Genomic DNA, 24,582 nt, shown 5'->3' on the forward strand with positions numbered 1-24,582 from the left:
TAATTATTTAACAATTTTTATAATGGCAATCGTATTATCGAGTTGTAATGTGAAAGATAAGACGTTGGATTTTGAGGTTTACGAAACATCAGAAAGTGGTAATAAGCTAACCAAAATTACCGAATTTAAAACATTGGATAGCGTAGTTAAAATAACTTTAAATCCCGAAAAAACGCTTCAAACCATTACGGGCTTTGGCGGTTCTTTTACGGAGTCTTCAGCTTATTTGCTGAACAAGTTGAGCCAAAAAAACCGCGATACCATTCTGCAAGCTTATTTTGGTGAAGAAGGCGCACGCTATTCATTAACAAGAACCCACATTAGTTCCTGTGATTTTTCATTGAATAATTACACCTACGCACCAGTTGAAGGTGACATGGAATTGGAAAATTTCTCAATTGAAGAAGATCGTGACGATTTAATTCCAATGATAAAAGATGCAATGGCGATTTCAAAAGATGGTTTTAAAATTATAGCCTCACCTTGGACCGCACCACCATGGATGAAAGATAACAATGCCTACGTTGGCGGCAATTTATTGCCAAAATATTACGATACATTTGCCTTGTTTTTCTCAAAATATCTAGATGCTTACAAAGCTGAGGGCATTGATATTTGGGGTGTAACACCTGTTAACGAGCCTCACGGAAATGGCAATAATTGGGAAAGTATGCATTTTACGCCCGAGGAAGAAACGGACTTTGTTCAAAATCATTTGGGACCAAAGCTTGAAGCTGATGGTAAGGGAGCTGTTAATATTCTTGGTTACGATCAAAATAGAGCCGGTTTAAAAGAATGGGTCGATGCCATGTTCGCTACCGATGAGTCTTCAAAATATTTTGCCGGTACTGCCATTCATTGGTACGAGAGCACTTATGATTATTTCCCCGAAGCTTTACAATACGCGCACAACAAGGCACCAGATAAATACTTGATTGAAACCGAAGGCTGTATAGATTCACAAATACCTGTTTGGCAAGACGATGCTTGGTACTGGAAAAAAGAGGCCACAGATTGGGGCTACGATTGGAGAGAGCCGGAAAAAAAATATTTACATCCAAAATACGCACCGGTAAATCGTTATGCTAGAGATATTATTGGCTGTTTAAACAATTGGGTTGATGGTTGGATAGACTGGAATATGGTTTTAGACCGACAAGGCGGACCAAACTGGTTTGAAAATTGGTGTGTTGCTCCGGTTATTGTAGACCCTGAAAAGGATGAGGTATACTTTACGCCACTTTACTATACCATGGCTCACTTTAGCAAATATATTAGGCCTGAGGCTAAAGTTATTTCGCATGATAATTCAGATGAATCGCTTATGGTAACAGCTGTTAAAAATCCTGATGAATCCATCGTATTGGTGTTATTCAATGAAGGTGATACTGCCAAAAGTTTCCATATAAATTTAAACGAACAGTCTATCGATTTTTCAATAAATGAAAAAGCCATTCAAACCATAGTCATTCCAAGTCAACAATAAAATCACCTGCATCTTTGCTAACTAAAAACTAAATAAAGTATGTCTAAAACGAATAAAGTACCCATGGGGCAAAAAATAGCTTTCGGGATTGGTATGTTCGCTAACCAAATGTTTCCCGCTATTTTGGGCATTTTTATGGTAGTTCTAGTGCAAGATTTAGGTTTTCCGGGGTGGATGTGGGGTATCCTGTTTTTCCTTCCAAGAGTGTTTGATGCTTTTACCGACCCAATTATGGGTTTTATATCAGACAATACAAAGTCAAAATGGGGAAGACGCAGGCATTATGTGTTTCTTGGCGCCTTAATTATGGGCATCTCGTTTGTTGCCATGTGGCAATTATACAGGGCAGATGGTTTAGATTATAATTTTACTTACTTTTTAATTTGGTCGTTTGTTTTTTATTTGGGGTTAACCATTTTTAGTGTGCCTTATGTGGCGATGGGTTACGAAATGAGCAACGATTTTCATGAACGCACAGATATTATGGCCATTGCCCAGTGGATAGGGCAGTGGGCTTGGGTAATTGCGCCTTGGTTCTGGGTGTTTATGTACGATCAAAACCTGTTTGAATCCGCCGATGTAGCCACAAGAAGTTTGGCTGTTTGGGTAGGAATCGCTTGTATGGTTTTTGCCATGGTACCGGCAATTTTTATTAAAAGCAAATCAACAATTAATGAGAATTATGCAGCTTTAAATTTTAAGACCGTTGGCGGTAGTTTAAAAAAGATTTTCGAAGGATTTAAAGAAGCCTTTAAGTCGGTGCCTTTTCGGCAATTATGCATCGCCACGTTTTTTATTTATAACACTTTTTACACCATAGCAAGCTTTTCATTTTTTATTGTTGTTTACCATTTGTTTGGAGGCGATGCGGGAGCAGCGGGTATTTGGCCTACTTTATTTGGTAGCGTTGGCGCTTTGGCAACCACCTTTATAGTTATTCCAATAATTACTGCAATGTCTAAAAAAATAGGGAAAAAGAAAGCCTTTATAGTCTCTCAAACAATCTCAATTATAGGGTATATTCTACTTTGGTTTTTGTTTATTCCAGGCAAACCGTATATGTTTTTATTTGCGCTTCCGTTTTTTTCCTTTGGTATCGGAAGCCTGTTCACATTAATGATGTCGATGACTGCAGATGTTATTGATTTGGACGAACTAAACACAGGACAACGACGCGAGGGCGTTTTTGGCGCTATTTATTGGTGGATGGTTAAGTTCGGTTTTGCCATCGCTGGATTGTTAACAGGAACTATTATGTCGGCAGTTGGTTTCGATCCAAATTTAGCAACACAACCCGAAGGTGCCGTTTTGGGGCTTAGGGTGTTTTATTCAGGATTTCCAATCGTAGGAACTTTAATTGCTATTTATGTGATGCGTAATTATGATTTAACCGAAGAACGAGCCAATGAAATAAGCGAGCAGTTAGAAAAACGTAAAAGCACCGTATAAACACAGTATTATGTCACTCAAAACAGAAAACATATTATCGCTCTCTGGTGGCAATCATGACAATAAAACGACAAAAGGATTGCAAAATACATTTCGTAGAGTACTAAAAAGCGGCATGCACGGTATTTGCTTTAGTGCTTATGAAGAGGGGCAAGAAGCTGGAGATCAAATTACCGAAAAGCAAATTAGAAGGCGTATGAAAATCATTAAACCATACACCAACTGGATTCGTACTTTTTCATGTACCGATGGCAATGAACTTATTCCGGTAATTGCTAAGGAATTTGGCATAAAAACAATGGTGGGCGCTTGGTTAGGTAGTGATGCCGATATTAATAAAAGGGAAATAGCGGGTCTAATTAAACTCGCAAAGGAAGGCTATGTAGATATTGCGGCCGTTGGAAACGAAGTGATGTACAGGGGCGATTTAACCGAAGCGGAGCTTTTAAGTTTTATGCACCAAGTTAAAGCAGCTATTCCAGAAGTTCCTATGGGTTATGTTGATGCGTATTACGAGTTTGCAAAACGCCCAAAAATCACTGAAGCTTGCGATGTCGTTTTAGCAAATTGTTATCCTTATTGGGAAGGCTGCAGTTTGGAATATGCTTTAATTTACATGAAGGATATGTTTTATAGAGCATTAAAAGCGGGCAAGGGAAAAAAAGTTATAATTACCGAAACTGGATGGCCTAGTCAAGGTTCAGGGTTGCATGGCGCAGTACCATCGTACGAAAACGCCATAAAATATTTTATTAATACGCAAGAATGGGCCAAAGAAGACCAAATTGATGTGTTTTATTTTGCATCTTTTGATGAATCTTGGAAAGTTGGAACCGAAGGCGACGTAGGCGCTTATTGGGGTTTATGGGATAAAGATGAAAAACTAAAATATAAAAACAATATTCTTGGTTTTAATACCTAACAATTCTTTCTTCAAAAAAGCGATAATTTTCTTTTAATATCGGTTTTAATATACTTAGGAGTCATCACCAAATCCAAACGGATATTTTAATATTACAGAAATTAAATACCCTAAACGGTGCTGTAATTATCTTTCTGTCAAGCTAATCGGAAATAAAAACTTTATTCTTACGGTTCAGCTTAAACATTCACCACTACATCACCCATACAAATTGGGATTTCTCAACCAGAAAAGCTTTTTTTTAGAATAGGTGGTATTCCTATTAAACCTCTATTATTAGTGTGCTTTGTTTTACTGAAAACGCAGTAAATTAGAATTTTGATTGTGTTGTATGCTTTTTGTAGTGCTGTTATATGTGAATTTCATAAAGTTTTATTAATAAATTTATTAAAGTGATAAACTCAGTGTTTGTTTAGTGTTAAACAAAGCGTAATATTAATACTGATTTTGTTTTTTTTAATATTAATTCTTAAAACTAAATTATGATGAAAAAAATTACATTATTTCTTTCAAAAATCAAATGGTCTATTATGGCATTGGTATTTATGGCGAATGTGTCTGCTTTCGGACAAACCCCTGGAGGCGATTGGTATTTAAAATGGAGCGACGAGTTTAACGGGAACTCCTTAAATACGAACCATTGGAATGTTGAAGTTGGAAACCTGAATATTAACAATGAATTACAAACCTATACTGCCGATAGGGTAACTGTTGGCAATGGACATTTAACCATATTTGCTTCTTGGGATTTTCAAGAAAACCGGATGGAATCAGGACGAATAAATTCGGCTGATAAAATAGTATGGGATGAAGGCTATACCGAGGCCAGAATAAAATTTGAAGACTGGGACTGGAATGGTAAAGATGCGACTTTTGCTGCATTTTGGTCTCTGGGAGAAAGTTTTGGAAATCCCAATATAAGTGCTCACAATGTCAATGGTGGTTCAGCATGGCCTAGTTGCGGGGAAATCGATATGATGGAAATGGTGCCCAATCATGATGCTATTTCTACCATTCATTACAATCCATCATTAGACTATAATGGCGATGGTGATTCAGACGTTCAAACCTGGCCACACAACTGGGTTTATCATACCGTAAGTAGGCCTGCCCCAGACTGGACGCAGTGGCACACCTTTGGTTGCGAAAAAACAGACACCGAACTTAAGTTTTATATAGATGGTGTCTATTTTGGTTCCCATTATTTAGATGATACGAGGAAAGAGTATCACCAACCTTTCTTTTATATTTTAAATGTGGCCATCGGTGGTGATTTGGCGGGCAATCCTCCTAACAATTATGACGTTTATGTAAAAATGAATGTTGATTACGTGCGTTATTATAAACGTCCTTGGACGATTTCATTAAAAGGCAGCAACAACAAATTTGTGAGTTCCAATAATGGGACATCAGGCATGATGTGTGATCGCCCAAGCGTTGGAGACTGGGAAAAATTTGATATTATTGACCGAGGTGACGGAAAAGTGGCTATAAAAGGATCTAACGGAAAATATGTAAGCTCTAATAATGGTGCATCGCCAATGATGTGCGACCGATCAAGCATTGGCGGGTGGGAAGTATTTACCTGGGTTGATTTGGGCAACTCGCAATTTGCTTTAAAAGGAAGTAATGGGAAATACGTAAGTTCTGAAGGTGGTAACGCTGGAATGATGTGTAACCGTTCGAGCATCGGTGCCTGGGAAACATTTAACTATCAAACAACTTCCCACGCCGCTAAAAATAGCGCCAAGGATAAACAATTATTATCTGATGATATGGATGAAAAGTTAATATCGGATATTAAGGTATTTCCAAACCCCGTAATAAACAAGCTAAACATTAATACTAAAGAAAAAAATTATACATTATCCGTTTTCGATATGCTAGGAAAGCAAGTTTATGAAGCTTCTGAAATAAATGGTGCCACTACAATTAATGTAGAAAAAATGAACTCCGGATTGTATGTTATAAAAATAAACTCCAAAAACGGCTCGCACACACAACTCGTAGTGGTTAATTAATGGTTTTAAAACACATTGCTAAAAAGCTGTTTCGTTTACTTCGAAGCAGCTTTTTTTGTACACTTTATTACAGGAATACAAATTAATTTACGTCCGATTATGTACTGCAATCAGCTTTTCTTCAGGGTAATATAAAGTAATGGATAAATTGCCTGCAATAAAATATGTCCATTCACCACTACATCACCCATACAAATAGCGATATCTCAACTAGTAAAGCATTTTCATAGAAAGGTTATAAACCGTAATAAAGCCCTGTAATTGCACTGTGTTTTGTAAAAAACTCGGTAAAGCATGGTTTTTATTGTGTTGTATACTTTTTGTAGTGCTGTTAAATGTGAATTTCACACAATTTTGTCAATATATTTATAAAAATGACAAAGTTGGTTTTTAGTAGGTTGAAGTTTGACCTCCCGTAAATACTGGTTTTGTTTAAATATTAACTAATTCATAAAACTAAATTACGATGAAAAAAATTACCTTATTACTTATCTTTTTGACTGTGTCTATTGGATTTGCGCAGCCAACAACCAATGCTACCGATCCGCAGGCTAGGGATGCAGGAGATGTTATTTCTATTTTTAGTGGTGCCTATACCGATGTGGCTGGGTCGAATTTCAACCCAAACTGGGGTCAATCTGGTTTTGGCACTGCAAATACGGCTTTCGATCCCGGGACGGGAAATAACGTGTTAGCTTATCCCAACTTTAATTATCAAGGGATTCAATTTGGATCTACCCAAAACATCACAGGAATGGAATTCTTGCATGTCGATATTTATATCGATGGAACATTCAATCCTAATGTATTTGTGATTAGTTCAGGTGCTGAAATTGCCCATGCCATAACAAATACGGGAGCAAATACATGGATTAGTGTAGATATCCCGGTATCTGGAATTACGGGTGACACTTCTAATGCTATTCAGTTCAAGTTTGACGGTGGCAATGGATCTACTGACGCTATCTATGTAGATAACTTATATTTTTGGAAGGCAGCAACAGACCCTGCAACAGATGCAACATTAAGCGACCTGCAGGTTGACAACGTTACGATTACTGGCTTTGGATCAGCTACAACTTCTTATGATTATTCCGTTCCACCGGGAACCTCAGTAGTACCGCAAATTACTTTGGCGACTACAACCAATGCCGGTGCATCACGTGTTATAACTCAAGCGTCTGGTATTCCCGGAACAGCTACGGTGGCGGTTACAGCTTCAAATGGGATAGATACGGAAACATATACAGTTAGTATTTTTGCTAGTGGCCCTCCAACAGCTGCTCCATTACCCCCAAATAGAGCACCTGTCGATGTGAAGTCGATTTTTAGTGACGCCTATACCGGTATTACAATTGATACTTATGATACACCATGGTGTCCTGGAACAACAACAGAAGAGTCGATTTCCGGTAATGCCATGAAAAAAGTTAGTGGCTTAGGTTGTGAGGGTGTAGAATTCATAAACGGTAGATTTGACGCTTCAGAATTTACTCATTTTCACATGGACATTTTTACAGAGACAGCAACCATGGATAAGAGTTTCAATATTAAATTTTCCAACTGGGATAATGGCACCTCAGAATCTAACGCTATAGAATATTCTGTAACCAATGCAAATTTCTTAACCAATCCCAATCCAGGTACATGGATATCTTTAGATATACCTTTATCTGATTTTACCGCTGGAAGTAGAAATGATATAACACAGTTTATAATAACATCAGATTTGGGAACTGTTTATTATGATAATTTATACTTATATAAAGGAACGCCTTTAAGTACCGATGACTTCGAATTATCTCAATTCAAAGCATACCCCAACCCAACCCATGATAGTTGGACAGTGACATCAAAAAATCAAAAGATAACAGCCGTTCAAGTGTTTGATGTTTTAGGAAAACAAGTCATAGCACTTTCTCCAAATTCAAGCGAAGCCAACATTTATGGATCGGGCTTAAAAACCGGATTGTATTTTGCACTAATACGTGCCGAGAATAGTTTACAAAGTATAAAGCTTGTAAAAAAATAAGTAAAACCATATATGTTTTAAAACCCTATAAACGCTGTTTATAGGGTTTCTTTATGCGCCATGATTCTTTTTTAACGCTGTGTTCTCTTAACATAATATCAATAGATTAAAATGCTGTGTTAAATTAATTTAGGTGTTAAAATTTTGAATTACTAATAATATTTCTTTAATATTGCATTATGTATTACATAATACTTAATAAGAAAAACTAACGTTATTTAACTAATTCAAATCATTTTAGTATGAAAAAAAGAAAGCTTAATATCAATTATTTGATATTTATTTTGCTTTTTTCTTTACCAATTCTAACTTTTGGTCAAGAAAAAACCATTACGGGAACCGTGGTTTCTGCTGGAGACAATATGCCATTGCTAGGTGCAACGGTTATTGTAAAAGGTACAACTACAGGGGCGTCAACAGATTTTGATGGACAGTATACCATTAATGCCAACACAGGCGATGTTCTTGTGTTTAGCTACGTTGGGTATGCAGCCACCGAAGTTACTGTTGCAGACGAAACAGTTATTAATGTGTCTTTAACCGAAGATGCGGCAATGCTGGACGAAATTGTTATTACAGGTTATGGTAAGCAAACCAGAGCCACATTAACAACTTCGGTATCTAAATTAGATACACAAATTTTAGAAACATCAACACGATCTAATGCTGCAACGGCATTACAAGGAACCATTGCCGGTTTAAGAGTAACAAATACTACCGGGCAACCAGGGTCTACCCCACAAATTGTGTTACGTGGTGGTACTAATTTTGATGGATCAGGATCCCCATTAATATTAATTGATGGTATCCCAGGGTCGTTTTACGCTTTAAACTCAGACGATATAGAATCTATCGAGGTGTTAAAGGATGCAGCAGCTACCGCAATTTACGGTGCTAGATCTGCCAACGGTGTTATTTTGGTTACCACAAAAACTGGTAAAGTTGGAAAATCTTCTATCAACTACAGATATAAGTACAGTACCAACAACGAAAGAAACGACCAAAAATACATTGGTGCAGCAGACCATATTAATTACAACAGACAATCTATTGCTTGGTTTAGAGAGGTTGCTGGTAACCCTGGTGCTTTTGGAGCATTTTTAAATGGAAACCACAGTGCGGCAACAGGTAACAATACAACCAACGATCCGTTTACTACACAGCTTTTAACGCCTTCAAATCAATATTTATTAAGCCAACCGGGGTGGATGTCTATTCCAGATATTTTAGATCCTAGCCAAGAAATACTATTTTTCGATAACAAAGGTGTTGGCGATAGAATTTATCAAAATAGCGAATCAATCGACCACTATTTGTCTTTTGATGGTGGTAACGAAAAAGGGACTTACTATTTAGGCTTGGGGCTTTTAGATAACGACGGCTTAATTTTAGGCTCAGGATTTAAAAGATATTCAGGTAAATTTAGTGGGTCTTATCAAGTAACCGATAATATTAGAGTAAACTCGAATATTTTATATTCACACTCTAATTTAAATTTAAGTCCTTTGGGTGGAGAAGATACTGTTTTTAGAAGATTCCAAGGACAGGCTTCAACCTCAAGAACTTTTGATAGTAACCCTGATGGAACTTGGTCTGACCAATATGCCGTAGGACAAAACCAAGGTTTTGGTAATCCACTGTATTACCAAGATAAATTTGTTAGAAAAAACTTAGAGCAACGTTTATCGGCATCGGTTGGTATTAATTGGGATATTATTGAAGACTTAACCTTAGCCGTAACAGGAAGTCATTTTACAATCAATAACCACAACGAAAGATTTAATAGAGCTTATCGCGTAGGTAGTACTACTGGGCCATTACGTACAGGTCGTGAAGCTGGGGTGAGTTTAGGCAGAACATTAAGAAACCAGTTAACAGGTACATTAAACTATACCAAAAAATTTGGCAATCATAATTTCAATGCTTTAATTGGTGCAGAGTATTTTAAGGATAACGGATTTAGTACGGGCGCCGGAACAAGAAACTCTCCAACAGATTTAATTGAAACACTTAATGCTGGAGCAGAAGCCGATGGTATTCCTTCAAGTTTTGAATCTGAGTACGTGATAACATCTACTTTCGGTAGACTGCTTTATGATTTTGATGATAGATATTTATTTCAATTTAATTACAGATATGATGGTACTTCAAGATTAGGTAACAATAAATTTGATTTTTTTCCAGGGGTATCCTTCGGATGGAATGTACATAACGAATCTTTCTTTGAAGAGTCTTCTTTAAGCAACACTATTTCTAGATTAAAACCAAGATTAAGTTATGGTCTCGCTGGTAACATAGATGTATTAAGCAATTATGGTGTTTATGGCTCTTACGGATCACAGGGAGTTTATAATGGGCAAACAGGCTATGCAAATTCATCTTTACCAACCTTAGATTTATCTTGGGAAAAATCAACAACATTTAATGTCGGATTGGATTTATCATTATTTAATAGCAGATTATCATTTATTGCCGATGTATATTCAAGAGATATAAAGGACAAACTGGCTAATCTTACACTACCTTACTATACAGGCTTTGGTGGTATATTAACCAATAATGGAACCATTAGAAACAAAGGTTTTGAGTTGCAAGTAAATGGCGATATTATTAGAACTGATGATTTAACTTGGAATGTTGGGGCAACCTTTACAACCAATAGAAACTATGTGGTAAAACTGCCCGAAAACGATAACGATTTAAACAGACAAGGCGGCACATTAATTTGGAACCCCAATACACAACAAGAAGAATGGGTAGGTGGTTTCCAAGAAGGACAACGTTCTGGTCACGATTTGGTAGTAGCGTTCGAGCAAGCAGGTATTTATGCGTCACAAGCTGAAGCCGATGCCGACAATGCCATTACAGATACCTATATGCCAGGAACTAGCCGTAACCAACGTTGGGCTGGTGATGTAAAATGGGTAGATCAAAATGGCGATGGTGTTATTGATGGTTTAGACAGAAAAGTTATTGGACGTACAACACCAGACTTTGTTGGTGGTTTAACAACAAGTTTACAATACAAAAACTTCAATTTATTTGTTAAAACCGATTTCGCAACCGGACATTTGGTATGGAACCATATTAGAAATAAAGGTTACGGTCAAACACAAGGTAACTTAGCACAACCTATTGAAGTGTTGGATTCTTGGACTCCAACAAATACCGATACCGATTGGCCACGTTTTGTATTTGTTAACGGTGCCAAAAACGTTTGGAGAGGTAGCGAAGGTGCAAGTAGCTTGCAAAATTTTGCAAACAATAAGTTTTGGGAAAAAGGCGATTACTTGGCATTGCGCGAAATAACCTTAAGTTATAATGTACCAACAGAACATTTTAACGATGTTATTAAAAGATTGAACATATATGTAACAGGTACTAACTTACACTACTTTAAAAGTATGAGTGGTGATACACCAGAAGTTGGTGGTGTACAATATGGAGAATTTCCAGTTCCTAAAACATTTACAATAGGAGTTAACGTAACATTTTAAATAATAAAAAAATGAAGAAGTATATATATATATTTATAGCTGTAATGACTTTTAGTGCTTGCGAGAGTGAACTTGAATTAACAAGCCCTAGTCAATTAACAGCAGCAGGTTTTTGGGATACCGAAGAAGGTGCAAAAACCGCACATACAGGATTGTATGCCAACTTAAGATCATCAGCGGGAACGCTATGGTTATTAGGGGAAATAAGAAGTGATATTTGGGGCGGACGAACTTACGAGTCGCCATCAAACGAATCATTAATAGAATCTAACATTACAGTGGCTACAGCACCTTTTGGTGGATGGGCAGGTTTGTACACAAGAATTCACAGAATTAATGATTTTTTAGTGAACTTACCTAATGTAGAGTTTACCGATGAATCGGAAAAAGGACATTTATTGGGTCAAGCCTATGGTTTACGTGCATTGTACTACTATACCTTGCTTAAAACATGGGGCGATGTACCTATTATATTAGAGCCATTTACCGATATCGATCCAGCAGGTTTAAGTAGAGCAAGATCACCTCAAACAGAGGTTATGGCTCAAATTAAATCGGATATAGCAGCATCTTTAAGTGCCTTTGGATCTGATGATAGCTACTGGGAAGGAAGTAGAAACTTTTGGTCTAAGGCTGCAACCTTAGCGCTTAAAGGCGATGCGTTTATCTGGTCAGGAAACCTTTTAGGTGGCGGCAGTGCAGATTTTACTGAAGCTAAAACTGCTTTACAGCAAATCGCTTCTTTAGGTGTAAGTTTAGAGCCAAGTATCGATAACCTATGGGGTGTATCAAACGAAGGTAACAACGAGTTCATTTTTGCTTATCAATATAAGCAAGACGAAGCAGAGAACTTTTACAATAGCTTAACAGGTAGAAGTACCGAAATTAACCCTCAGTTTAATGCAGCAGGCGAATCGATGAGCGATTTTATAATTGCTGGAGCAAACCGATATGGTCAATCTGAGAAAACCATTTTACTTTTAGATGATAATGATGATGCTCGTAAAGATGCGACCTTTATTAGATTGTATACTGATGATAACGGAGGCGCTGGATACCCAACGTACAACGAGCCTACATATTTTGGTTCTATATTTAATAAATTTTTAGGAGAAGTAAATGGCAGTGAGCGTATTTTTGAAAACGATGTACCGTTATACAGATATGCCGATGTACTTTTACTATTGGCCGAAGCAAAAAATCATTTAGGTGAAGACCCATCGGGTGAGATTAACCAAATTAGAGCTAGAGCTTACGGTGCCAATTATGTACCTGCAACCCATGCTTACGTTAACAGTACGCAAACCGATAACGCCAACGCTATTTTAAACGAGCGTTACAAAGAGTTTATTGGCGAAGGTAAGCGCTGGTGGGATTTAAGAAGAGCTGGAGATAGTTTTGTTTACGATAACATAGTTTATATTTCTTCAAGCGATAGCCAGTTGTTGTTATTACCAATCACAGAAGACATGATAGGTAGGAACCCATTATTGGACCAAACTCCTGGATATACAAACTAGATTAGTGGCAATTGTTTGAGTTAGTTTGAAAAGAGAGTTTTAGTTTAAAAAACTTAACTCTCTTTTTTATCTTACAAAACCAACAAAACACCATAATATTATTAATTTCGCTTTATGAAACTTCCATAGCGAGAATTCGATACCCAGGGATATGATTATATGGAAGCTACATGTGACCATTGAACAACAATAATTATAACACATGAAAATAAAAAATTTAGTAGCAGCGGTTTATGCCCCAATGCATAAAGATGGTTCGCTAAATACTGATAAAATTAAGGATTACAGTCAGTTTTTAATCAACAATAAAATCTCTGGAGTATTTATGAATGGCTCTACTGGAGATTTCGCATCATTATCAACGGCAGAGCGAAAGCAAATAACACTGGCTTGGTCTCAAAACAAATCCGAGGATTTGTGTTTAATAGACCATGTTGGTCACACCAATCTGCGAGAAGCTAAAGAACTTGCGAAATATGCTGCCGATAAGGTAGATGCCATTTCAGTATTGGCACCATTTTATTTTAGGCTAAATACCATTGAAAAATTAGTGCAATACTGTAAAGAAATTGCTGCTTGCGCTCCTAATTTACCGTTTTATTATTACCATATTCCGGTATTATCTGGAGCAAATTTAAATATGAACGAATTTTTAATTAAAGCAGAAAGCGAAATACCAAATTTAGCTGGAATTAAGTTTACCAATAATAACTTAATTGATTTTCAGCACAGCAAAAAGGTGTCAAACGGAAAGTTTAATATACTTTTTGGTTATGATGAATTGTTTATAAACAGTTTACCCATTGGAGCTACAGGATGGGTGGGCAGCACATACAACCATTTGGCGCCATTATATTATAAAATAAAAGACCTTTTTGAAAAAGGGCAAATGGCCGAAGCGGCTGCGTTACAAAACAAAGCCATCAGATTTGTTGAGATTTTAGATGGTAAAGGCGGATTTAACGGTGTGGCAAAAGGCTTTATGAGAGTGTTGGGTATAGATTGCGGCCCAAGTAGATTTCCGCATACCACATTAACCGATGCTGATTATAAAGTAATTAAAGAAGAATTAGATACTGCGGGTTTAACGGATTTGTTTAGCAAATTTGATGAATCCTTGGTAAATTAAGTAGAGTGTTTGTTTAGTTTTTAAAAGTCAGCTTTAAATTAATTTAAAGTTGGCTTTTATGTTTTTATACCTTAAGATTTAATTGTGTTTAGCACTTTATCAAAGTGCGGTTCAAGATGGTTTCTCATGGCTTCCCTAAAGGTTTCGGCATTACCGTCAATTAAAATATTTAATAAATCGCGATGCGTAACAAATTTACCTTTCGAGTATTTAAAATCTTCAGCGCCATGAGGCATATTGTCGTGTACATAATTAAAAACCGGTAACAGTAAATCTTGAAATCTCTGCAGTGTGGAGTTTTTCGACATTTCGTATAATTTCCCATGAAATGCAATTTCGTTTTTTAAGCTAAAAAGTACGGTATTTTGCTCTTCTTTTTCTTGTTTGGAAACAATTTTGTCCAAGGCTTCAAGATCTGCTTTGGTTTTTCTGGCAAACAATAAATCGGCCATTCCCATTTCCAGTATTAACCGAAGTTCAAAAATATCAGTCAAAGCTTCTTCTCCTAACAAATTGTATTCAATGGCTTTTTCAAAATTCTGAATAATATCGGGCTGGGTCAATATCATGCCGCTGCGCTTTTTAGATTGAATAACACCAATGGTTCTCAATCTTAAAAGAGCTTCGCGTATCACGGTACGACTCACGCCAAGGGCTTCTGCAAACTCCAATTCCTTAGGTATAGAATCGCCAATCTTTAAGTTATTTTCTTTAAAATACTCCTTTAATCTTAATTCTACTTTGTCCACTAACGATAAGTTTTCAAGCGGAGCAATTTTACTAAGTTTGGTTTTCATTTAATTTATTTGTTAAAAAGAAGTCTTACAAGGGTATAATTTCTTATTTTTGTATTATGTCATACATATAAAAGTAAGACATTTTTATTTAAAATAAAAGGCTAATATAAAAAAATCTTGTTTTAAGATGAATTTTTCTACACTTTATAAAAATACGTTGCTTGAAGATGTTGTTCCGTTTTGGGAAAAACACGCCATAGATTATGACAACGGAGGTTATTTTACATGCTTGGATACCAAAGGAAACGTGTACGATACCGATAAGTTTATTTGGCTTCAAGGGCGACAAGCGTGGACGTTTTCAATGCTTTACAACAAAGTTGAAAAAAACGAGAAATGGCTGGCTATAGCTAAAAACGGCATCGATTTTTTACGCAAGTATGGCATGAATGAAAAAGGCGATTTCTATTTTTCCGTTACAAAAGAAGGTAAGCCTTTAGTGCAGGCTTATAACATTTTTTCCGATTGTTTTGCAGCCATGGCATTCAGTCAATACGCTATCGCTTCGGGTAATGAGGAGGTAAAGGAATTGGCTAAAAAAACGTATTTTAATATTCTTAGTAGAATTGATAATCCGAAAGGGAAATACGAAAAAAATACAGACACCAGACCATTAGTTGGTTTTTCGCTGCCCATGATTTTATCTAATTTAGTATTGGAACTCGAAGCCGTTTTAGATGCCGACGAAGTAGAAAAAACAATAGATTACAGCATCCAACAAGTTATGGAGGTGTTTTTAGATAAAAAATCAGGGCTTATTTTCGAGAATGTTTTACCTAACGGCGAACATCACGATAGTTTTAATGGACGCTTATTAAACCCCGGACATGGTATTGAAGCCATGTGGTTTATGATTGATATTGGCGTACGTAAAAACGATAAAGCCCTTATTAATAAAGCAACCCAAACAATTCTAAACATTTTAGAGTACAGTTGGGATGAAAAATACGGTGGAATTTACTATTTTATGGATTCAAAAGGACATCCACCGCAACAATTGGAGTGGGATCAAAAACTATGGTGGGTGCATTTGGAAACCTTGGTAGCATTGGCAAAAGCTTACGAGCAAACCCAAAACCCCGATATTTTAAAATGGTACCATAAAGTACACGATTATGCTTGGTCACATTTTTCAGATCCTGAAAACGGTGAGTGGTTTGGGTATTTAAACCGCCAAGGCGAGGTGTTGTTAAACCTAAAAGGCGGCAAGTGGAAAGGCTGTTTCCACGTGCCAAGGGCCATGTACCAATGTTGGAAAGCTTTTGAAAAAATTGAAGCAAAAAAAAATAATTAAACCTAAATATTTAAAAGATGATAAGAAGTACTGTTTTATTAATGATGATTGTATTGCTTAGTTCGTGCAAGGGGAAAGTTAATACAGAAAAAAAGGAAAATACCGAACCTGTGAAGGAAAACCCAGAATTGGTGGCTCTGTTTAATGCAGGTATGGAAGAAGGGGTTGCTTGTTACAGGATTCCGGCAATCGTTACAGCACCAAATGGCGATGTAATAGCGGCTATCGACCAACGTGTTCCGGGTTGTGGCGATTTAAAATGGAGTAAAGACATTAATATCATTATTCGCCGAAGCAGCGATAACGGTAAAACCTGGACACCCATTGAAATGGTCATTGATTTCCCCGAGGGTGAGTCGGCTTCAGACCCTTCAATGATTGTAGATAATGTTACAGGCGATATTTTTATGTTTTATAATTATATGAATTTAGATACCGAAAAAGACATCTATTATTTACATGTAATGAAAAGTTCCGATAACGGAAAAACTTGGAGCAAACCCGAAGATATCACTTCGCAAATCGCAAAACCCGAATGGCACAAAGATTTTAAATTTATAACATCGGGCCGTGGTATTCAAACACGCTCAGGAAAATTATTGCACACCATGGTAAACTTAAACAGCGGATTGCATGTTTTTGGTAGCGACGACCACGGGAAAACATGGTATTTTATTGACACGCCCATTCAACCTGCAGACGAGTCTAAAATTATCGAACTCGCCGACGGTACTTTAATGATTAACGCCAGGGTAAACAACAAAGGCATGCGTTATGTGCACACTTCTAAAGACGAAGGAAAAACTTGGGAAACAAACCCAGCACCAGAATTAATCGACCCAGGTTGTAACGCCAGCATCATTCGGTATACATCAAAAGCCGATGGATATGATAAAAATAGAATCCTGTTTTCGAATGCACAATCTGAAAAAGGACGTGTAAATATGTCGGTTCGCATTAGTTACGATGAAGGAAAAACGTGGAGCGAAGGCAAAACAATTTACCCGGGCTCATCGGCATATTCATCATTAACCATTTTGGAAAACGGCGATATCGGATTGTTCTTTGAAAAAGATGAATACAAAAACAATGAGTTTATTAGCTTTTCATTAGATTGGCTAACCGATGGAAAAGACACCTATAAAAAACCATAATGCTATAATAAATGCCTATAAAGTTTATTTATTTTATTGCATTCTCACTAACATTAATTTTGCCAACACAAGCCCAAAAAACCAAAGTAGCCTGTGTTGGCAATTCAGTTACTTATGGTGCAGGTATTAAAGATAGGGACGTTAATTCCTATCCGGCGCAGTTGCAAAAATTGCTCGGTAGTAACTACGAGGTGGGCAACTTTGGGTACTCCGGAGCGACTATGCTTAAAAACGGACATAAACCCTATTGGACAAAAAATGAGTTTAAGCAGTCTCAAGAATTTGCGCCGAACATAGTAATCATTCATTTAGGTTTAAACGACCAAGGCAACAACAATTGGCCAAAACACAACGATGAATTTATAGCCGATTATTTGGACATGATTACGATTTATAAAAATCTGCCATCAAAACCCAAAGTGCTAATTTGTAAAATGACACCCACTTTTTCGGGACATCATTGGTTTGAAGAAGGCATGCGCGAAAACTTTAAAGCCATTCAAAATAAAATTGAAACCATCGCCAAAACAGCCAATGTAGATTTAATAAATCTGCATGAGCCATCATATCGATTTCCAGAATATTTCCCAGATAATTTACATCCCACCAAAGCGGGTGCTACCGTAATCGCCCAAAAGGTTTATGGCGCTATTACGGGTGATTTTGGCGGATTAAAACTTCCAAAATTTTATGGCGAAAACATGGTGTTTCAGCGTAACGAACCCATTGTTGTTTCGGGCACCGCTAATGCAAATGATGAAATTACCGTACTTTTAAACAACCAAAAAGTAACAACAAAAGTAGCCAAAAATGGCGCTTGGAAAATCATAATGCCAGCGATGAAAGCTGGCGGGCCTTATGCATTTGAAATCCAATCGAAACAATCTGAAAATATTAATTTCAACAAAGTTTACATTGGCGAAGTTTGGTTGGCTTCGGGGCAATCTAATATGGATTTTAAGGTCCATCAAATGCAATCGGCCAAAACCGTTTTAAAAGATTCGTTAAACCCCAACATCTTCGTCATGTCCATGGATCCCAAAGTTTTGGGTGGTCATGTTTTTACTAAAGAAGAACTGGCACTTTGCAATACCAACGATTATTATAAATATTCGGCTTGGAGCAACGATAATGATGATGTTTTAAAGAATTTTTCGGCCGTGGCCTATGCCTTTGCATTCAATCTTCAAAAGGAATTAAACGTTCCCATTGGCGTTATTTGCAATGCTATTGGGGGCTCGCCCATCGAAAGTTGGATTAGCAGGGCGACTTTGGAGCAAACCCACGAAACCATAAGTATGCTTAATGATAATTGGAAAAATCCGTTGATGGGGACTTGGAATGCCTTCCGGAAAACCGAAAATTTCGGACACAATAAAAACTTGAATGCAAGACACCCTTACGATCCTACTTTTTTGTTTGATTCAGGTGTTTTGCCGTTAACAAATTTCAATTTCAAAGGCGTGATTTGGTACCAAGGCGAATCGAATGCCGAACGCGAAAATTTGTACGCGCGCCTTTTTAAAATGTTGGTAGCCGATTGGCGCATGCAATTTAACAAACCCGATTTGCCATTTTACTACGTGCAATTAAGTAGCATTAATCGCCCAAATTGGGGTGCGTTTAGAGATTCGCAGCGTAAGTTGTTAGCTGTTGAAAATACCGGAATGGCAGTATCTTCGGATGTTGGACATAAAACTGATGTGCATCCAACCCAAAAATGGGTGGTCGGCGAGCGATTGGCCAAAGTAGCATTGGCAAAATCTTATAATAAATCCTTGGTATTTTCTGGACCGTTGTTAGATTATGTAAACGTGATGGGCAATACACTAGAAGTCCACTTTAAATATGGCGAAGGACTAAAAACGATTGACGGTACTGCGGTAAAAGACATAGAAATAGCCGGAGAAGATAAAGTTTTTGTGAAAGCTAATACGAGTATTAAAGATGATGTGTTAATTGTTTGGTCTGAAAAAATTACAAATCCACGATTTGTTAAGTACGGCTATTCGTCCTTTACCAACGGGAATATTATTAATAACAGTCATTTACCAGCCTCAACATTTTCAAATGAATTAGATTAATTTAAAACTTTGGCTTATATGAAGAAAACGAGAATTTACTTAATAATTATTGCAATTTTATTTCTAACAATTTCTTGCGTTCAGAAAAACGAAAAATCCGACAAAAAAGAAATAACGAATAAAAAAACTGAATCACAAAAAAGACCATTAGCCGATTACAAATCACAAAAATTAATAACGTTTTACAAAGATTATGGAGGTGAAATTTCTGGTTTTACATTAGTTCATACCAATAAAATTTTTAACGCTGTAATTTTTAAAACTAAAGAAAAGAGAGCTTACGTTGTGGAGTTAGACACAACAATCACTTATCATCCAAAACCCAAGGGAAAAATTGGCGAAATCCTTGATTTTAATCAACTTGGAATTGACAACAGTATTATTAAAAAAATAGAATTTAAATAAAATTGCTGGTTTTAGGCAACTTATTTTATACAAATACAATAAACATAACATCAAAATGAAATCAATTTACCTTTTTTTAGTAGTATGCTTTTTATCAGCAAGCTCGATTTACGCTCAAAAATTTGAAAACTTAGCCTTAACACCACCCATGGGTTGGAATAGCTGGAACACTTTTGAATGTGAAGGCGTTAACGAAACCGTGATTAGGGAAATGGCTGATGCCATGGTAGAAAAAGGTTTAAAAGATGTTGGTTACGAGTATATTGTAATTGACGATTGCTGGCAAATAGGACGCGATGACAATGGGTACATTATTGTTGATAAAGAAAAATTTCCATCCGGAATAAAGGTTTTAGCCGATTATGTGCATTCTAAAGGATTAAAATTCGGAATATATTCTGATGCCGGCACCATGACCTGTGCACGTCGCCCTGGAAGTAAAGGTTTTGAATACAAAGATGCGGAAACCTATGCGAAGTGGGGTGTCGATTATTTAAAGTACGATTGGTGTTTCACCGAAGGTCAAGATGCTAAAACCTCTTATAAATTAATGCGTGATGCTTTGTATAAAGCGGGCAGACCCATTGTTTTTAGCATGTGCGAATGGGGCGAAAACAAGCCTTGGGAATGGGCAGAAAACGTTGGGCATTTGTGGCGTACAACCTTAGATATTGATATGAACGGGCGTTATGATGGAAACGTTAACGGTAACCTTTTTGGTTGGTCAGATTTAGTAGATATGCAAGTGGGCTTGGAAAAATATGCAGGTCCAGGGCATTGGAACGACCCCGATATGCTTGCCGTTGGGAACGGCGATATGCCCATAAACGAAGCCAGAGCCCATTTTAGTATGTGGGCTATGTTAGCGGCGCCTTTAATGGCTGGGAACGATTTGAGGAACATGTCGTTTAGCGATCAAGAAATATTGACTAATAAAGAGCTCATTGCTATAAACCAAGATGTTTTAGGCAAACAAGGCTTTAAGGTAGTAGATTTAGGGAATTTTGAGGTTTGGCAAAAACCATTATCAAATGGCGATATGGCGATTTGCTTGTTTAATAGGGAGATTAAAAACACAAAATACCAAGTTAATTGGAATCAAATGAATATCAAGGATTTTTCCGGGGCATATACCATTAAGAATTTATGGCAGAATAAAGTAATCGGCACGACCGACACCAATTTTTTAATTGAAGTTCCTGCTAGAGATGTTGTGGTATTTAGATTAACGAAATAATAAAAGTTTAAATATGTTGGATTTTTTTAAAGTTAAAATTTTTATTTACATAACGCTTTTGGGTTTTGTTACCAGTGGTTGTGCGGATTCCAATCCTGTGAATTTTGAAGATAAATATCCTATAATTCCAACGCCTCAAGAAATCAATTATGGCAATGAGGAAATTCAATTTGAAAATATCAATATTCAAACCTCCGATTTTGAAAATGAAAAAAATTTGTTAACTGATTTTTTTCAATCAAAAAACATAAAAACGGATACCAAAGGGCTAAGCATTACACTTAATAAAAGGAGTGTTGAAAACGAAAACGATGAAGCCTATGCTTTAACTATTTCAGATGAAATCGTTATTGTCGCTGCAACTCATAAAGGCATTTATTACGGCATTCAAACCTTAAAGCAAATCTTTAGACAACAAGGTGAAACGGGCATCTTTCCACAGCTTACAATAACCGATTGGCCTGTATTTAAAATCCGTGGTTTTATGCACGATACGGGTAGGAATTTCCAGTCGGTTCCACAGTTAAAAGAGCAAATTGAAGTGTTAGCCCAATATAAGTACAATGTATTTCATTGGCATTTAACCGATAATCCGGGGTGGCGATTAGAGAGTAAAATTTACCCAGAATTACAGGCAGAACACGCCACGTTACGTCAAAAAGGCAATTTTTATTCGCAGGAAGATTTTAAGGATATTCTTGAGTTTTGTAAGGAAAGAAAAATAACGGTTATTCCAGAATTTGATATTCCTGGGCATACGGATGCGTTCAGAAAAGCATTGCAAATTGATGAAATGCGCGACCCAAAAGTGAAACCCATTTTATTGGATTTGTTTCAGGAGCTCATGGATTTAACCAGCGCCGAAGATGTGCCATACATCCACATGGGGACGGATGAAGTTAGAAATGATTTCGAGCGCGTTTCCAACGATGTTATTTTTGAAATTATGAATTTAATCAGAAAAAATAATAGAGAAGTCATTGTTTGGAAAGAGGGGATAGTGGTAAAAAAAGACTCGACTTCTATAAATCAACTTTGGGCCTATCATGAAGGACGAAAAGGTCATCGTTTTATAGATTCCAGAAGTAATTATATCAATCATTTAGACCCTTTTGCAGGAATGGCACGTTTATATTTTCAACAGCCAACCAGACAGCCAAAAGGCGATTCGTTGGCACTTGGCGGTATTTTAGCAGCGTGGCCTGATAATAATATCAACCACGAACGCGATATATTAATTCAAAATCCTATTTATCCTTCCATGGTATTTTATTCGGATGCTATTTGGAATGGCAGGGCAAAAGACTATCCGGAATATTGGGCAAAATTGCCACCGAAAAACACTAAGGAATTTAATGATTTTAAAGCTTTTGAAAAAAAGGTAATTGCTCACAGAGACTTGTTTTTTAAAGGAAAAGAATTTCAATACATCAAACAAACCGATAAACATTGGAAACTTATCGGGCCTTTTAACCATCAAGGTAATGTTGAAACATCCTTTCCCGTTGAGGAAAGTATAAAAGAAACTTACAATGTTGACGGAAAGCACTTTACTTGGACAGATAACCATACTGGCGGCACCATTCATCTAAAACACTTTTTTGGGTTTCCGGCGGTTACCGACGCCAAACAAGGCACCTATTATGCCTATACTAATATTTATGCGCCCGACGATAGAATTCAAGATTTCTGGGTAGGCTTTCAAGGGTGGTCGCGCTCAGGTGGCCGACGTGTTGGTCCTTTTCCAAATCAAGGTGATTGGCACACCACAAAACCAAAAATTTGGGTAAATAACACTGAAATTGAGCCACCTGTTTGGAAACAGCCTAATTTAGGCACAAAAACAGATGAGATTCCGTTTATTGATGAAGACTATTTTTATAGAAGCCCAACCAAAATTCATTTAAAAAAGGGTTGGAATAAAGTGCTTTTAAAAATACCCCAAGATAGAAACTCATGGAAATGGATGTTTACCTGTATTCCAGTAAACATTGCAGAAAATGGCGTTAGAGAAGTGCCCGAATTAAAATATAGCACTAAATTTGAGAATAACTAATGCGTTTTAAAAATGAAAAAAATACTTATAGCGCTTTTTCTTATATCGGCTAATATTGGTTTTGCCCAACAATATTCAGACCATTACCACAAGCGGAAAGCATTATTTGAAAAAGAGGCCGATACAAAAAACGAAATCATTTTTTTAGGCAATAGCATTACTGAAGGTGGTGATTGGAAAAGTCTATTTCCCAACCAAAATGTGATAAACAGAGGGATTAGTGGCGATGTTACCGATGGGATTTTATACAGGTTAAAAGAGGTAACAGCATCAAAACCTTCAAAAGTGTTTTTGTTGATTGGTACGAATGATATGGCGCGTGGAAAAAGCATCGACTATGTTTTAGAACATACTGAAAAAATCATTTTACAGATTAAAAAACAATCAAAAGACACCAAAATCTATTTACAAAGTATTTTACCCATCAACCCTCATGTGGGCCAAAAGTTTTCGGGACATAAAAACAATCATCAAAAAATCATAGAAGCAAATCAACGCTTAAAAATATTAGCAAAAAAACACCATTTAAAATATATCGATTTGCACAAAGCCATGCGAAACGGCAAAAAGCACATCAAACCAAAATACACTTACGATGGGTTACATTTAAGTGAAGCAGGTTATAAAAAATGGAAACAAGTTATCCGTAAATATGTTAAATAGAATGAACAAAAAACCACGACCCTACGTATTGGCAGAAACCAATTTTAAAACGGTAAAAGACGAAAATTATACCGTTGCCGTTTTACCTTGGGGCGCCACCGAAGCGCATAATTATCATTTGCCTTATGCTACAGATAATATTTTAGCAGAATCGGTTGCTATTGAGGCGGCAAGTATAGCGTGGAGTAAAAATGCGAAAGTGGTTGTTTTGCCAACCGTTCCGTTTGGAGTAAACACGGGGCAGTTGGATGTGCCCTTGTGTATAAACATGAATCCGAGTACGCAGTTGGCGGTTTTAAAGGATGTTGTTGATGTGCTACAGCGTCAAAACATTCAAAAATTGGTTGTTTTAAATGCACATGGCGGTAATAATTTTAAACAGTTTATAAGGGAGCTATCGGTTGAATTTCCAAGTGTGTTTGTCTGTGCCTTAAATTGGTGGCAAGTTGAAAACGGAAACGATTACTTTGTTGAACCCGGGGATCATGCCGGCGAATTGGAAACCGCGGTGACAATGCACATAACACCACATTTGGTATTGCCCTTAAGTGAAGCCGGTGATGGGGCTGCCAAACAGTTTAAATTAAAAGGTTTAAAAGAAGGTTGGGTAACGTCGCAACGCCAATGGACATCGGTTACAAAAGACACTGGTGTTGGAAATCCTAAACGGGCAACCCCAGAAAATGGCGCACGGTTTTTTAAAGCAGTGAGCCAAAAAGTAGCTTCATTTTTCGAAGACCTCCACCATGCCGATTTAGACGATATGTATACCTAAATTCATATGTCAAACATAAGACAATCGAGTTGTTTTTGGCTATATTTGTAGTTCAACACGA

17 protein-coding genes are annotated in these 24,582 nt (G+C 36.9%); 16 read left to right on the forward strand and 1 reads right to left on the reverse strand.

All coding sequences use genetic code 11. The features are described 5' to 3' along the window. Positions 1-22 precede the first annotated feature (22 nt). The 8 genes from RNZ46_RS12425 to RNZ46_RS12460 all read left to right on the forward strand — a co-directional run bounded on the left by RNZ46_RS12425 (position 23) and on the right by RNZ46_RS12460 (position 14,056). The gene (locus tag RNZ46_RS12425) at positions 23-1,486 is read left to right on the forward strand and encodes a glycoside hydrolase family 30 protein (RefSeq protein ID WP_316982485.1); all 1,464 of its coding nucleotides are present in this window, start codon (positions 23-25) and stop codon (positions 1,484-1,486) included. A 39-nt stretch (positions 1,487-1,525) separates the two neighbouring features. Next, positions 1,526-2,935, forward strand: a complete 1,410-nt coding sequence (locus RNZ46_RS12430) for an MFS transporter (protein ID WP_316982486.1) — start codon at positions 1,526-1,528, stop codon at positions 2,933-2,935. Positions 2,936-2,945: 10 nt separating this feature from the next. Continuing rightward, positions 2,946-3,857 carry a glycoside hydrolase family 17 protein gene (locus tag RNZ46_RS12435; protein WP_316982487.1) on the forward strand — a complete coding sequence of 304 codons (912 nt, stop codon included), beginning with the start codon at positions 2,946-2,948 and terminating at the stop codon, positions 3,855-3,857. A gap of 482 nt (positions 3,858-4,339) precedes the next feature. Continuing rightward, positions 4,340-5,878 carry a T9SS type A sorting domain-containing protein gene (locus tag RNZ46_RS12440; protein ID WP_316982488.1) on the forward strand — a complete coding sequence of 513 codons (1,539 nt, stop codon included), beginning with the start codon at positions 4,340-4,342 and terminating at the stop codon, positions 5,876-5,878. A 466-nt stretch (positions 5,879-6,344) separates the two neighbouring features. After that, positions 6,345-7,910: a T9SS type A sorting domain-containing protein gene (locus tag RNZ46_RS12445; protein ID WP_316982489.1), complete on the forward strand. Its 1,566-nt coding sequence runs from the start codon at positions 6,345-6,347 to the stop codon at positions 7,908-7,910. A 242-nt stretch (positions 7,911-8,152) separates the two neighbouring features. Further along, entirely contained in the window at positions 8,153-11,407 is a 3,255-nt protein-coding gene (locus RNZ46_RS12450) for a SusC/RagA family TonB-linked outer membrane protein (protein WP_316982490.1), read from the forward strand. A gap of 11 nt (positions 11,408-11,418) precedes the next feature. Then, a complete protein-coding gene (locus RNZ46_RS12455) occupies positions 11,419-12,927 on the forward strand; it encodes a RagB/SusD family nutrient uptake outer membrane protein (RefSeq protein WP_316982491.1) in 1,509 nt (502 codons plus the stop codon). 202 nt (positions 12,928-13,129) lie between these two features. After that, positions 13,130-14,056 (forward strand): dihydrodipicolinate synthase family protein, encoded by a 927-nt coding sequence (locus RNZ46_RS12460; protein WP_316982492.1) that lies wholly within the window; start codon positions 13,130-13,132, stop codon positions 14,054-14,056. Positions 14,057-14,127: 71 nt separating this feature from the next. Here RNZ46_RS12460 and RNZ46_RS12465 read toward each other — a convergent pair whose 3' ends face one another. After that, positions 14,128-14,853 (reverse strand): FadR/GntR family transcriptional regulator, encoded by a 726-nt coding sequence (locus RNZ46_RS12465; RefSeq protein WP_316982493.1) that lies wholly within the window; start codon positions 14,851-14,853, stop codon positions 14,128-14,130. A 127-nt stretch (positions 14,854-14,980) separates the two neighbouring features. On the opposite strand from RNZ46_RS12465, the gene RNZ46_RS12470 reads away from it, so the two are divergent. Genes RNZ46_RS12470 through RNZ46_RS12505 form a run of 8 tightly spaced genes read left to right on the forward strand, consistent with a single transcriptional unit; the run spans position 14,981 to position 24,521 of the window. Then, entirely contained in the window at positions 14,981-16,147 is a 1,167-nt protein-coding gene (locus RNZ46_RS12470; protein ID WP_316982494.1) for a n-acyl-d-glucosamine 2-epimerase, read from the forward strand. A 17-nt stretch (positions 16,148-16,164) separates the two neighbouring features. After that, positions 16,165-17,301, forward strand: a complete 1,137-nt coding sequence (locus RNZ46_RS12475; RefSeq protein WP_316982495.1) for a sialidase family protein — start codon at positions 16,165-16,167, stop codon at positions 17,299-17,301. A 59-nt stretch (positions 17,302-17,360) separates the two neighbouring features. Next, complete coding sequence (locus RNZ46_RS12480) at positions 17,361-19,385, forward strand: sialate O-acetylesterase (RefSeq protein WP_316982496.1); 2,025 nt, start codon at positions 17,361-17,363, stop codon at positions 19,383-19,385. Positions 19,386-19,403: 18 nt separating this feature from the next. Continuing rightward, the gene (locus RNZ46_RS12485; RefSeq protein ID WP_316982497.1) at positions 19,404-19,790 is read left to right on the forward strand and encodes a hypothetical protein; all 387 of its coding nucleotides are present in this window, start codon (positions 19,404-19,406) and stop codon (positions 19,788-19,790) included. A gap of 55 nt (positions 19,791-19,845) precedes the next feature. Then, complete coding sequence (locus RNZ46_RS12490) at positions 19,846-21,027, forward strand: glycoside hydrolase family 27 protein (RefSeq protein WP_316982498.1); 1,182 nt, start codon at positions 19,846-19,848, stop codon at positions 21,025-21,027. Positions 21,028-21,040: 13 nt separating this feature from the next. Further along, positions 21,041-23,083 carry a family 20 glycosylhydrolase gene (locus tag RNZ46_RS12495; protein ID WP_316982499.1) on the forward strand — a complete coding sequence of 681 codons (2,043 nt, stop codon included), beginning with the start codon at positions 21,041-21,043 and terminating at the stop codon, positions 23,081-23,083. Positions 23,084-23,095: 12 nt separating this feature from the next. Continuing rightward, the gene (locus RNZ46_RS12500; RefSeq protein WP_316982500.1) at positions 23,096-23,746 is read left to right on the forward strand and encodes a GDSL-type esterase/lipase family protein; all 651 of its coding nucleotides are present in this window, start codon (positions 23,096-23,098) and stop codon (positions 23,744-23,746) included. Between the two features lies 1 nt (position 23,747). Continuing rightward, positions 23,748-24,521: a creatininase family protein gene (locus RNZ46_RS12505; RefSeq protein WP_316982501.1), complete on the forward strand. Its 774-nt coding sequence runs from the start codon at positions 23,748-23,750 to the stop codon at positions 24,519-24,521. Positions 24,522-24,582 lie beyond the last annotated feature (61 nt).

Source organism: Hwangdonia lutea, assembly GCF_032814565.1.
Lineage (GTDB): Bacteria > Bacteroidota > Bacteroidia > Flavobacteriales > Flavobacteriaceae > Hwangdonia > Hwangdonia lutea.

What these genes read in the sequence shown, in the direction of transcription:
- RNZ46_RS12425 (WP_316982485.1), top strand. Translation starts at nt 23, where the DNA reads ATGGCAATCGTATTATCGAGTTGTAATGTGAAAGATAAGACGTTGGAT.
- RNZ46_RS12430 (WP_316982486.1), top strand. Translation starts at nt 1,526, where the DNA reads ATGTCTAAAACGAATAAAGTACCCATGGGGCAAAAAATAGCTTTCGGG.
- RNZ46_RS12435 (WP_316982487.1), top strand. Translation starts at nt 2,946, where the DNA reads ATGTCACTCAAAACAGAAAACATATTATCGCTCTCTGGTGGCAATCAT.
- RNZ46_RS12440 (WP_316982488.1), top strand. Translation starts at nt 4,340, where the DNA reads ATGATGAAAAAAATTACATTATTTCTTTCAAAAATCAAATGGTCTATT.
- RNZ46_RS12445 (WP_316982489.1), top strand. Translation starts at nt 6,345, where the DNA reads ATGAAAAAAATTACCTTATTACTTATCTTTTTGACTGTGTCTATTGGA.
- RNZ46_RS12450 (WP_316982490.1), top strand. Translation starts at nt 8,153, where the DNA reads ATGAAAAAAAGAAAGCTTAATATCAATTATTTGATATTTATTTTGCTT.
- RNZ46_RS12455 (WP_316982491.1), top strand. Translation starts at nt 11,419, where the DNA reads ATGAAGAAGTATATATATATATTTATAGCTGTAATGACTTTTAGTGCT.
- RNZ46_RS12460 (WP_316982492.1), top strand. Translation starts at nt 13,130, where the DNA reads ATGAAAATAAAAAATTTAGTAGCAGCGGTTTATGCCCCAATGCATAAA.
- RNZ46_RS12465 (WP_316982493.1), bottom strand. Translation starts at nt 14,853, where the DNA reads ATGAAAACCAAACTTAGTAAAATTGCTCCGCTTGAAAACTTATCGTTA.
- RNZ46_RS12470 (WP_316982494.1), top strand. Translation starts at nt 14,981, where the DNA reads ATGAATTTTTCTACACTTTATAAAAATACGTTGCTTGAAGATGTTGTT.
- RNZ46_RS12475 (WP_316982495.1), top strand. Translation starts at nt 16,165, where the DNA reads ATGATAAGAAGTACTGTTTTATTAATGATGATTGTATTGCTTAGTTCG.
- RNZ46_RS12485 (WP_316982497.1), top strand. Translation starts at nt 19,404, where the DNA reads ATGAAGAAAACGAGAATTTACTTAATAATTATTGCAATTTTATTTCTA.
- RNZ46_RS12490 (WP_316982498.1), top strand. Translation starts at nt 19,846, where the DNA reads ATGAAATCAATTTACCTTTTTTTAGTAGTATGCTTTTTATCAGCAAGC.
- RNZ46_RS12495 (WP_316982499.1), top strand. Translation starts at nt 21,041, where the DNA reads ATGTTGGATTTTTTTAAAGTTAAAATTTTTATTTACATAACGCTTTTG.
- RNZ46_RS12500 (WP_316982500.1), top strand. Translation starts at nt 23,096, where the DNA reads ATGAAAAAAATACTTATAGCGCTTTTTCTTATATCGGCTAATATTGGT.
- RNZ46_RS12505 (WP_316982501.1), top strand. Translation starts at nt 23,748, where the DNA reads ATGAACAAAAAACCACGACCCTACGTATTGGCAGAAACCAATTTTAAA.